Here is a 10,943-nt window from a genome sequence, read left to right as displayed (position 1 = left end):
AAAACTTACTGCTTTAAAGGACGACATTCCGTAATTGCTTACTTCCTGTCAGTTCGTAAATTGAAAATTTCAAAGAATTTTCAGGGTTGTTTTACTGTTCAGTTATCAATGTTCGTTTATCAATACCGGCTTATAAGCCGTTGTTGATTTGTTTTATTTCGTTACCGCTGTGGGCTGTTTTTGTTGCCCTCGCTCGCGGCGACTTGATTATAATAGCACCCGGTCTGGTATTTGTCAACACCATTTTTCAACTTTTTTTGATTTTTTTCTTTTTTTATTTCCTCTTATTGTTAAAAAAACAGCGGAAAGCCGCATAAACAGTGTGTTTTCACTATTTTTATTTTCCGGACTTTCCGCCATTTTTTCTTAATTTTATCTGTTCTTTGTATTCTGAATACATTTCCGGAGCAAATCTACCGGTATCATGGTCATTGCAAGCAGAACAACCACAATCCAGCCTTTCATGCTAAACGGTACACAGCTAAACATACTGCCAATCCAGTCAAATACCACAAATGGTACTCTTTTTGCATTGACGATGCATGCCTGAACCGCAATAATGATAAAGAAAACCTTTAAGAAATCGGGATTTTCCTTTAATCGTTTAAATATTCCAAAACCGTCATCACGGACATTAAATCCATTAAATAACGCACTAAGTATAAACAATACAAAATATCCTGTTAAATGCTGCTGCTGTGCCAACACATTATACTGTCCGTCTACTGCAAATAACTGCTTAAAAAACGGCAGTTTTAAATATAAGAAACTGATAACAACCAGCCATACTCCCATTACTCCGATTTGTATCATCATCTGTGGGCTGACAATACTTTCATCTCGGCGGCGCGGTTTTTCCTTTAAATATTTTTCAAGCGCCGGTTCATTTCCGAGCATCATCGCCCCCAGTCCGTCCATAACAAGGTTGACAAACAAAAGATGTGTCACCTTTAACGGCTCTTCTACTCCAAAAAATGGAGCAACGGCACTGATAATCACCGCCGCCATATTAATCACAAGCTGAAAACGGCAGAACTTTAAAATATTGTGATAAATTGTTCTTCCATACCAGATGGCATCCTTAATAGATTTGAAATTGTCATCTAATATTACAATTTTTCCGGCTTCTTTGGCAGCTTCTGTACCACTTCCCATGGCAAAGCCGACATCTGCCCGCTTTAACGCCGGAGAGTCATTGACACCGTCCCCCGTCATGCCGACAACAAGATTCATTTCCTGACACAGCCGCACCATTCTGGATTTATCTGTTGGCAGTGCACGGGCAATTACGCGGATATGCGGTATCATACGCTTCACTTCTTCGTCAGACATTTTATTTAACTGGGCAGATGAAATTGCCTTATCTTCCGGATTTTGTAAAAGTCCCGCATCTTTTGCAATGGCGACTGCCGTTTCCAGTCTGTCGCCTGTAATCATGACAACCTGTATACCGGCTTCCTGTACTTCCCGGATAGCCTCTTTTGCCTCACTTCTTACATCATCGCGGATTCCCACCAGACCAATCAGAACAACATCATCCTGAATTTCATTTTCTTTGAGTTCACGCCCGGAATACCCAAATGCCAGTACACGCATTGCTTTTGCTGCCAATTCATCGATTTTTGCATTTAATGCGGCCTGATCTAACGGACAAACCGTGCCTTCTGCATCCAGATACTTTTCTGCCTTTGCAAGCAGACGCTCCGGTGCACCCTTATAAAAAGTCTTGCCGAAGCTTTCCACTCTTGCCTGGCTGAATTTATTTTTGGAATTAAAGCCCTGAAATGCCGTTACCTGACAATCCTTATCTTCCTGAAATGCGCGGAATGTATTTTCACCGATAAATTTCATCAGCGCCTGATCGGTCGCATTACCGCCGATAACCTGATGACGGCTGTCAAACATTGCCTGTGTATTTTTGCCGATTGCAAGGTCTACGTAGCCTTTTACCTTACTGTGACGGCTCAATTCATCTATTGGAATGGTTTTTCCGTCCGCCGTGAAAAATTCCACGACTTCAAGACTTCCCTTTGTAATTGTCCCTGTCTTATCACTAAACAGAATATTTAAAGACCCTGCTGTTTCAATCCCTTCAGCTTTTCTTACCAATACATTATGGTCTAACATTTTACTGGTATTCTGCATCAGTACCAGTGAAATCATCAATGGCAGACCTTCCGGCACGGCACATACAATAATAACAACTGCCAGCGAAACGGCTTCTACAATTTTTGTAAACACCGCTTCAAATCCCATTGCAAAAAATGCAGACGCCCCGCCTGCAAGAATTATAAAATGTACCAGATAAAGCACTGCAATGACAACTGCGCCAATATAACCGAAGCGCGAAATCTGATTTGCCAGCTTTCCAAGCTTGACCTTTAACGGAGAATCCGGTTCATCCTCCTGCATTTCCTCTGCCATTTTCCCCATCATTGTCTTTAAGCCGACTTTGCGGACATCCAACACTCCTTCGCCATCAAATACGACCGCACCGCGAAACAGTGAATGTTCATCGACAAATGTATCGCCTGTAATGTCCTCCGGAAATGCAGTGCTGCCATCTGCTGCCTCTTTTTTACATTCCTCCGCTTCTCCGTTTAATGCAGAATTATCTACACGCAAACTGCCGGACAGCAGCACCCCGTCTGCAGGAATCTTATCCCCGGACTGCAAAAGAATCTTGTCACCCACAACCACGTCTTCGACATCAAGTACTGTAATGACACCATTTCTGTAGACCTTACACTGATCCTTTTTTGTACTGCCTTTTAATTCCCTGTACTTTGTATCACTTGCCACACTGGTCTTTGCCGAAACAAATGCTACAATTAATACTGCCACAATCGTTCCCGCAGGCTCATAAATATCTGCATATCCAAGTACCCACATAACAATCATCAATCCTGCGATAATCAGCAGAATCCGAATCATCGGGTCGCCAAAAGTCTCTTTAAACGCTTCCCAAAATGTCGTTGGTTGTGAATCCGGTATTGCATTTGACCCATACTGCTGTCTGGAATGTTCAACTTCCCGATCTGTCAGTCCACTGAATTTCATAAATAATGTTCCTCCTGATTTTGTATGCCTGTTAATAACTTCTTATTTATAATAGGATACTAGATTTCGTTTTAAACTTCAACCCATTATTCCATTTTTTATTTGTTTTAATGTATTTTTATTTTTTTAAATTTACACACTTTTTACTTATGTGTGCTTTATGTAAAAGTGATGTAAATTTCTATTTATTCAACATTTTTCAGTCTATTTTAACAAAAAAGTCCCTTTTTCTCATTGCATTGTCTAACAATATAGCATATAATCATCTTTAGTAAAGACATTTATAAAACTATACCAGCTTAGCTATAGGGAGGCCGCTTATTATGGAACATTCATCGCCTGATATGACTGTTGAACAAATTTGTACAGTCATTGATTTATTAAACCCCTGCATTGATGATCATTTATACGTATATGATTTTACAAATGACTATTATTATATTTCCCCTCACGCAGCGGAACGTTTTCCGATTCCGGGAACTGCTTTTCACAATGTCATTGAAAATCACCGGCATTTTGTCTATGCCCCTGACCTTGCGGCATTGCAGACCGATTTGAATGATTTGATTGCAGGCAGAAAAGATTTTCACAATATGCAGTACCGCTGGATTGATAAAAAAGGGCAGCCTGTATGGATTAACTGCCGTGGATATATTGTACATGAAAAGAATGTTCCGCACTATATGATTGGCTGTATTAATGAAATCGGAGGCAGACAAAAAGCCGATGATGTCAGCGGTCTTTTAGGCGAATCCAGTCTCCGCTCTTATCTGGAGGATTATTATGCAGCCTTTCCATCCGGATATCTGCTGCGGCTCGGTCTTGATGATTTTAAGGAAATTAATGAAAAATTCGGTACAGAATACGGCGATATGGTCTTAAAAAAGACCGCACAGTGTATTTCTTCCTGTATCAAACCCGGTCAGATGCTCTACCGGATTGTCGCAGATGAATTTGTCATTGTGGATTTTATGGGTGGCACTGTCGATGAAGCCTGCGCTTTGTATGTACGGATCCGCCAGCAGCTCCAGCAGTTTGTGGAAGATAACCACTATGAAGTTGTATTTACAATTTCCGGCGGCATTTTAAATTGTGCAGATGTCTGGGAAAAGTCTTATTCCAATATTATGAAGATTTCAGAATTTGCCTTAAATGAAGCAAAACGCAACGGCAAAAACCGTTACAATATTTTCACTTCAAAGGATTATGAAAATTTTCTGCGTAAAAAACAGATTACAAAAATTCTGCGCCAGTCTATTTTAAATCACTTTGAAGGTTTTGAAGCTTACTTTCAGCCACTGTTTCACGCTGAAGACAACACTTTGTACGGTGCTGAAACCTTAATGCGTTTCCACTGTGCAGAACTTGGCATGATTTCTCCTGCCGAATTTATTCCGATTCTGGAAGAAACCGGACTGATTATTCCGGCAGGACGCTGGATTATGCGGCAGGCACTTGCCTGCGGTAAGAAAATCCAGCGGGTGATTCCAAATTTTCAAATCAGTATTAATGTTTCTTATATTCAAATTATGAAAAGTAACATTATCAGTGAAATTGCTGCTGCCATTGAAGAATTTGAAGTCAACCCGGCTAATGTCGTAATTGAATTAACAGAAAGCGGACTGCTGGAATCCGACCCGCGCTTTACAAGCCTGTGGGGTTCTTTAAAATCCGAAGGCATCCGTCTTGCATTAGATGATTTTGGTACCGGTTATTCTAATTTCCACTATCTGTATGAATTAAAACCGGACATTATTAAAATTGACCGTTCCTTTACTGCAAAGGCACTGTCAAACGAGTATGATTACAACCTCTTGTCTTTAATGAGCGACATGGTACATCATCTGGATTTGAAACTTTGTGTAGAGGGCATTGAAACAGAAGAAGAACGTATCCGCCTCCAGCAGGTCGGTCCCGACTATAGTCAGGGCTTTTTCTTCGGACGTCCTTGTCCTTATAAACAGTTTCACGAAGACTTTGTCGCAAAGTGCAGTGCCTGAAACTGCATTTCTTAAAAGCAAAAGGATGTTATATAAGTTTTAACAGAAAGAGAGGACTTTATTATGGCAAACAGATTTATTCTCAACGAAACTTCTTATCATGGTGCAGGTGCAATCAAAAGCATTGTAGATGAAGCAAAAGGACGTTCTTTTAAAAAAGCTTTTGTATGCTCTGACCCGGATTTGGTAAAATTCGGTGTTACAAAAAAGGTATTGGACGTATTGGACGGCGCCGGACTGCCTTATGAATTGTACTCTAACATTAAACCGAATCCAACGATTGAAAATGTACAGACCGGTGTAGAAGCATTCAAAGCTTCCGGCGCTGATTATATCGTAGCAATCGGCGGCGGTTCTTCTATGGATACAGCTAAAGCCATCGGTATTATCATTAAAAACCCTGAATTTGCTGATGTACGTAGCTTAGAGGGCGTTGCTGATACAAAAAATAAGGCTGTTCCTATTTTTGCAGTTCCTACGACTGCCGGTACTGCTGCCGAAGTTACGATTAACTATGTTATTACTGATGCAGAAAAGAACCGTAAAATGGTGTGCGTAGACCCACATGACATTCCGGTTGTTGCCTTTATTGATCCGGATATGATGTCTTCTATGCCAAAGGGCTTAACTGCCGCAACCGGTATGGATGCCCTCACACATGCCATTGAAGGTTATATTACTGCCGGTGCATGGGAATTATCCGATATGTTCCACTTAAAGGCTATCGAAATCATTTCCCGCTCTCTGCGCGGTGCCGTTGATAACACACCGGAAGGCAGGGAAGGCATGGCACTCGGTCAGTATGTCGCAGGCATGGGCTTCTCAAACGTCGGTCTTGGTATTGTACATTCCATGGCACACCCACTCGGTGCATTATATGATACACCGCACGGTATCGCAAATGCAATTATTCTTCCGACTGTTATGGAATATAACGCAGAAGCAACCGGTGATAAGTATAAATATATCGCACAGGCTATGGGTGTGGAAGGAACTGAATCCATGACTCAGGAAGAATACCGCAAAGCTGCTGTTGATGCTGTTAAGAAGCTCGCAAAGGATGTTGGTATCCCTGAAAACTTAAAAGATATTGTAAAGAAAGAGGATATTCCTTTCCTTGCACAGTCTGCTTATGATGATGCATGCCGTCCGGGCAACCCAAAGGAAACCAGTGTTGCTGATATTACAGAACTGTATGAATCCTTAATTTAAAAGCACATATTAAAAAAGTGGCGCACTACAGCTTCTTACTGTGGTACGCCACTTTTTTAGTTCCCGGATATTATATCTTGATTATTATGTCTTTTATGCCTGGGGAAGACTGTTTTTCAGACACAGTCTTCCCCAGCCTGTCTGTGTATCAGGCACTGCTGCTCCCGCCAGCGGTTCTGCCCCTTTAATCAGATATGCCTTTAATTTTTCACCATAAAGAAATGCATCATTGCCACGCACAATGCCCCATTCCATTAAAAGTGCCGCACTGCCTGTTACAAAAGGTGTGGCATAGGACGTTCCACTCACACGTGCCATGCCGGATACCGACGGTACAAGCACATTAACACCGGGTGCTGCAAGCTCCGGCTTTACCATCAGGCTTCCACCGATTTCCACGATATAACCCCGCCCCGAAAACGAAGCCGCACTGCCCGTTCCCGCATCATACGCCCCCACTGTCACTGCTTTTGCCGCCGCAGACGGAATGGTAAATGTCGATGCACTGTCAGGGCTTGTAAATCCCGTCCCAAAGTTTAGCGCGCCCTGTGCCGGCAGCCACATATCATATCGTCCGTTCCGGATAGAACGCGGAATCAGCCTGAGTTTCCACAATCCGGATTGTATATATACTGTCTGTGGAATCATATCAATATAAATTTCCTGACGAATCCTAAACGGCGAAGGTTCTCCAAAATATGTAAGCAGTTCCATATCTTCATAACGGATCCGGCTGACACGGCTGTTCTCCTGAATCCGCCCCAGATTTCTGCCGGACGGCGCAATGATTTCCACGGCAATATCGTCCCAGTAATCTTTCCATATCTGGATACTGAGTCCCGTTTCATAACTGCTGACAGCAAGCTCAACCGTTTCTTCCGTATCTTCTGTCAGCGTTCCGCCTGTATGGACTGCTCCCAGCCCCTCATTGCCGCTCCCGATGCAGATAGAACATTTCCAGCTGTCTGCAATATCATTAATAAAATTTTCTAACAGAGAACTACCGGTATGGTCCCCGTAATTGTTGCCAAAACTGATGTTGACCACAAGCGGCTTCCCGTAATCTATCGCTTTCCTGACTACATAATCCAGTGCTTCCATTAACTGTGTCGTACGTGGAAATCCGTTCTTAGCCGCAAGTCCCAGTTTTACCACCAGAATGTCCGCCTGAGCTGCCACACCGCTGCTGCCGCAGGCAATCGCAGCAACCTGTGTACCGTGTCCTAATACATCCGCTCCGGGAATACCTGCTGTATCTTTTGTTTCATTTTGCAAAACTTCATCAATCTGGCTTCTGTCATACTCGGTTCCAGTTGTCTGGTCCCATATATTTAAAATGCGTGTACTGCCGTCCGCATTACGGAATTCCATGCTTTCTGCGCGGATACCAGTATCAATCACGGCAACAATCGTTCCTTTTCCGAAAAGTCCAAACGGATTATTCATCCCCTGCTGTACTGCATTGATACAGGATGCAGCTTTGCCTGCCTGTAATTCAAAATACAGCTGTTTGGGTTTTTCGACATACTCTATGACCGTTTCCTGTGAAACTGCATCTACCAGCGTTTCCGGCACAATAAGCACTGCATATTGGTTTAACAGTTCCCGTATCCGAATCTGCGGATAGCGTGTCCTAAGCCCGTCTAAGCTGCCCGTATAGCGCACAATCAGCTCCCATGTATTTTGCTCCGGGTCATATCCGATGCCGAGTTCTTCTGACTTTTCCCGTTCCTCCTTCGTCGCCTGCAGGCTGATATTTAACAGGTTTTCAAGTTTCTGGTCTGCCATTTTGCTCCTAAAAAAGCTGCTATGCACCTATGCACAGCAGCTTTCTTGCTTTTCTTTTATTATATGCCTTTTGTCACAGACTGTTCTGGCAATTTTATTCTTTCAACCTACGATTTTCTTGTAAATTCAATCCGGCATTTCGGACACTTAATCAGAATTTTTCCTTTGCCGCGCGGCACTCTGATTTTCTGGGAACAGCTTGGGCATTTAAAAATGCGGTGGGTCTTGCTGTCCTTTATACGCATCTTCCACTGATTGAACCGTTTTAACACATCGTATTTCACCTTTAAATACGCCTGATTTTCACTGTAACGTTTTGAAATATTTCTTGAAAATGCACGGTAGTAGGAATATACAATTCCTCCCACAGCCAGGATATACAGCAGCATACTATGTGTAAATAAAGTAAGAATCAATAAAGCAAAGCTGATATAATTTACCATCTTAGACAGCTGGTCCATGCCGTAACGGCCAATCATAAACCGTGCCATCCGTTCTTTCCATCTTTCCATTGCAGTACACGCGCCGGTAAACAGCGCCCTTTCTTTATCATTTCACTATATCTACTGTATCATACTTATCCACAAAATCAATTAATAAAGTATAAATTATTGTGTAGATTATCTTTCAGTCATATAAACATTTCCGTCAAGGTCTTTCCAGTAAAATTGATCTTCTAAAATAACATAGCTGTGTGCGCTTCCTTCTTTTGGAATAGACACAGAACCCGGATTAATATAGGTATAATCACCGCGCTTTTCGCACTTTGGAATGTGTGTATGACCGCATACCAGATAATCTCCTTCTTTTAACGCCGGAATATTTTTCTCATCCAGCTTGTGTCCGTGTGCCAGTACCAGTGTTTTTCCATTCACATCGACAAATGCCTGCTCACATAATACATTAAAATCGAGTACCATCTGATCAACTTCCGTATCACAGTTACCACGGACACAAAGGATTTCATTGCGCAGCGGATTAAGCATTGCAATCACTTCCTTTGGTGCATATTCCTTTGGCAGGTCATTTCTCGGACCATGATATAAAATATCTCCTAAAAGAATCAGGCGTTCTGCTTTTTCTTCCTTATAACGCTCAAGCAGCTGTCTGCAATAATATGCTGAGCCGTGAATATCCGATGCAATCATAATTTTTTTCATAATATACCTCTTTTCCGCAGGCATTTTAATGCCGGAGGAATCGCGAACTGAATTTATTCAGTTCTGCGATAAAAAGCGGCTTTGTGGTGCCTGCGACACAATACCGCCAACGTCAAGTTACACTTGACGTGTGAACAAGCTTTCGTTTATGGCTTGTTCACACTATACCTCATTTCCGTTATTCTATTTTTTCTTTAATAACCCTTACAAAATACAGGACATAGTAGGTGAGGATAATATTTACCGGCAGCTGAATGATATTTTTCATAAAGCGTGTCGTCAGATAAAATACAAATCCTTTTCCGTACATCACATGAACCCAGTATGTTCCTAAAAGGACATTGACAAGCAGTGTGTCAATTACCAGCACCAGTACGACACGGATAAAAAAGGCAATGTCAAATACTTTCCCTTTTCTTGGGAACTTCTTGTATAAAAATGCGCCATAAATCAGTCCCGCAAGTGCTGCATTGATTGTCCAGCCCCAGAAATACGGTCCTGTCGGTTTAATGACAAACTGCACAATGTCACCCACACCGCCGCAGATAAAGCCCACAACCGGTCCGAACATTGCACCCGTTACGACATTTGCCAGAAACGAAACGGAAATACGCAGGGACGGTGTCACCTGAAACGATACAAAGTACGCTAAAACCGTATGCAGTGCAATCAGCAGTGCGGCTGTTACCAGTGACCTGACGTTTTTGAATTCCTGTGAAGAATCCTTGAAGTTTTGTAAAAATGTTGTCATAAAAAATACCTCCTTTGCAGTAGCCTTCGCTCTACATAAAGAGGTACACGATGTATATATGTATATTTATGTAGCAGCGGGATGCGGATTGTGCACCGCAAGATCTTTCTTTTCGTCCGGATGACAACTCCCTGTTCATCCGGCACTTAACGCGCACAATCCTACTCTGCTTCTTATGTTTTATTTTTATTGCTCTCGCAATAACACGTATTATATACACATATTTTACTGTTGTAAAGCCCTAAATTCATTTTTTTACAGAATACCACGGCAAAGCTGCCATCATGCCGGCTATAACTTTGCAACCCGCTGTACTGCCGGAAGCCGGTAACGCGTGGCAAAACTGATAAACTGTCCCAGTGAATTTTCCATTTTATACATATCCAGAATCTTCTTCATAAACGCAACCGTGCGCTTTTTATACTTCATATTCTCAATGACGTAGACTGCCGCCGCATCCTGATAACCGGTTGCAAACTGTCTGGCATACCGTGCAAATTTGTGTTTGTTTAAGCCTTCGATTTCATCAAAATGTTCTAAAATCTCCAGTGCTTCCACCACTCTTGTATTCTCATAGTTTAATACAATCGTTGTTCTTTTCACATGAATATTGCCGATATTTGCCGTCTGCTTTGTCATTTTATTGGAATAGAGTTCGACAACATCACTTTTTTCTTCCGTGATTCCATACTTGTGATACAAATGATACCCGATGTACATTCCATTGTCGTTATTCTCTCCGAAGTAGTAATTTAACACGGCTTCCTGTGCTTCCTTTGGCGAGCCGGCTTTGACATACATGCCCTTTGCGGCACGCAGTAAAATCCCGTCTGTCACCAGCCGCTCCATTGCCTTAAAGAATGCCGCCTGCGACATCTTATAAAACTGCTTCTCATACAGTCCGTTGAGGTTTAAAACTGTCCCCGGCTCTATCGTATCTAAATATGCAATGATTTTATCCCTGTACTTCAT

The 10,943-nt window shown here is 42.2% G+C and carries 8 protein-coding genes and 1 riboswitch; of the genes, 2 read left to right on the top strand and 6 right to left on the bottom strand.

All coding sequences use genetic code 11. The annotated features are described in order from the left end of the window. Nucleotides 1-372 precede the first annotated feature (372 nt). On the bottom strand, nt 373-3,060 hold the full coding sequence (locus LI288_RS13045) for a calcium-translocating P-type ATPase, PMCA-type (protein ID WP_227090818.1): 2,688 nt from the start codon (nt 3,058-3,060) through the stop codon (nt 373-375). Between the two features lie 323 nt (nt 3,061-3,383). Between LI288_RS13045 and LI288_RS13040 the strand changes: the two genes are divergently transcribed. Together LI288_RS13040 and fucO are read left to right on the top strand one after the other, a co-directional pair. Further along, nucleotides 3,384-5,060, top strand: a complete 1,677-nt coding sequence (locus tag LI288_RS13040; RefSeq protein ID WP_227090816.1) for a bifunctional diguanylate cyclase/phosphodiesterase — start codon at nt 3,384-3,386, stop codon at nt 5,058-5,060. A gap of 63 nt (nt 5,061-5,123) precedes the next feature. Continuing rightward, a complete protein-coding gene (fucO, locus tag LI288_RS13035; protein WP_227090814.1) occupies nt 5,124-6,272 on the top strand; it encodes a lactaldehyde reductase in 1,149 nt (382 codons plus the stop codon). A gap of 93 nt (nt 6,273-6,365) precedes the next feature. On the opposite strand, the gene LI288_RS13030 is transcribed toward fucO, so the two are convergent. From LI288_RS13030 to LI288_RS13010, 5 genes are all read right to left on the bottom strand, one after another. After that, nucleotides 6,366-8,060 carry a S8 family peptidase gene (locus LI288_RS13030; protein WP_227090812.1) on the bottom strand — a complete coding sequence of 565 codons (1,695 nt, stop codon included), beginning with the start codon at nt 8,058-8,060 and terminating at the stop codon, nt 6,366-6,368. 107 nt (nt 8,061-8,167) lie between these two features. After that, nucleotides 8,168-8,551, bottom strand: coding sequence for a hypothetical protein (locus LI288_RS13025; RefSeq protein ID WP_227090810.1), 384 nt, complete (start codon nt 8,549-8,551; stop codon nt 8,168-8,170). 129 nt (nt 8,552-8,680) lie between these two features. Next, nucleotides 8,681-9,220 (bottom strand): phosphodiesterase, encoded by a 540-nt coding sequence (gene yfcE / locus LI288_RS13020; protein WP_022431705.1) that lies wholly within the window; start codon nt 9,218-9,220, stop codon nt 8,681-8,683. 178 nt (nt 9,221-9,398) lie between these two features. Beyond that, complete coding sequence (locus LI288_RS13015; RefSeq protein ID WP_227090808.1) at nt 9,399-9,971, bottom strand: folate family ECF transporter S component; 573 nt, start codon at nt 9,969-9,971, stop codon at nt 9,399-9,401. Between the two features lie 72 nt (nt 9,972-10,043). Continuing rightward, nucleotides 10,044-10,142, bottom strand: a riboswitch (THF riboswitch). A 120-nt stretch (nt 10,143-10,262) separates the two neighbouring features. Further along, entirely contained in the window at nt 10,263-10,943 is a 681-nt protein-coding gene (locus LI288_RS13010) for a hypothetical protein (RefSeq protein ID WP_022431703.1), read from the bottom strand.

The organism is Lachnospira pectinoschiza (assembly GCF_020564355.1).
GTDB lineage: Bacteria > Bacillota > Clostridia > Lachnospirales > Lachnospiraceae > Lachnospira > Lachnospira intestinalis.
Note: the sequence above shows the minus strand (reverse complement) of the source record. Positions and strands in the feature narration are given on the sequence as shown.

What these genes read in the sequence shown, in the direction of transcription:
- LI288_RS13040 (WP_227090816.1), top strand. Translation starts at nt 3,384, where the DNA reads ATGGAACATTCATCGCCTGATATGACTGTTGAACAAATTTGTACAGTC.
- LI288_RS13010 (WP_022431703.1), bottom strand. Translation starts at nt 10,943, where the DNA reads ATGAAGTACAGGGATAAAATCATTGCATATTTAGATACGATAGAGCCG.
- LI288_RS13025 (WP_227090810.1), bottom strand. Translation starts at nt 8,551, where the DNA reads ATGGCACGGTTTATGATTGGCCGTTACGGCATGGACCAGCTGTCTAAG.
- fucO (WP_227090814.1), top strand. Translation starts at nt 5,124, where the DNA reads ATGGCAAACAGATTTATTCTCAACGAAACTTCTTATCATGGTGCAGGT.
- LI288_RS13045 (WP_227090818.1), bottom strand. Translation starts at nt 3,060, where the DNA reads ATGAAATTCAGTGGACTGACAGATCGGGAAGTTGAACATTCCAGACAG.
- yfcE (WP_022431705.1), bottom strand. Translation starts at nt 9,220, where the DNA reads ATGAAAAAAATTATGATTGCATCGGATATTCACGGCTCAGCATATTAT.
- LI288_RS13030 (WP_227090812.1), bottom strand. Translation starts at nt 8,060, where the DNA reads ATGGCAGACCAGAAACTTGAAAACCTGTTAAATATCAGCCTGCAGGCG.
- LI288_RS13015 (WP_227090808.1), bottom strand. Translation starts at nt 9,971, where the DNA reads ATGACAACATTTTTACAAAACTTCAAGGATTCTTCACAGGAATTCAAA.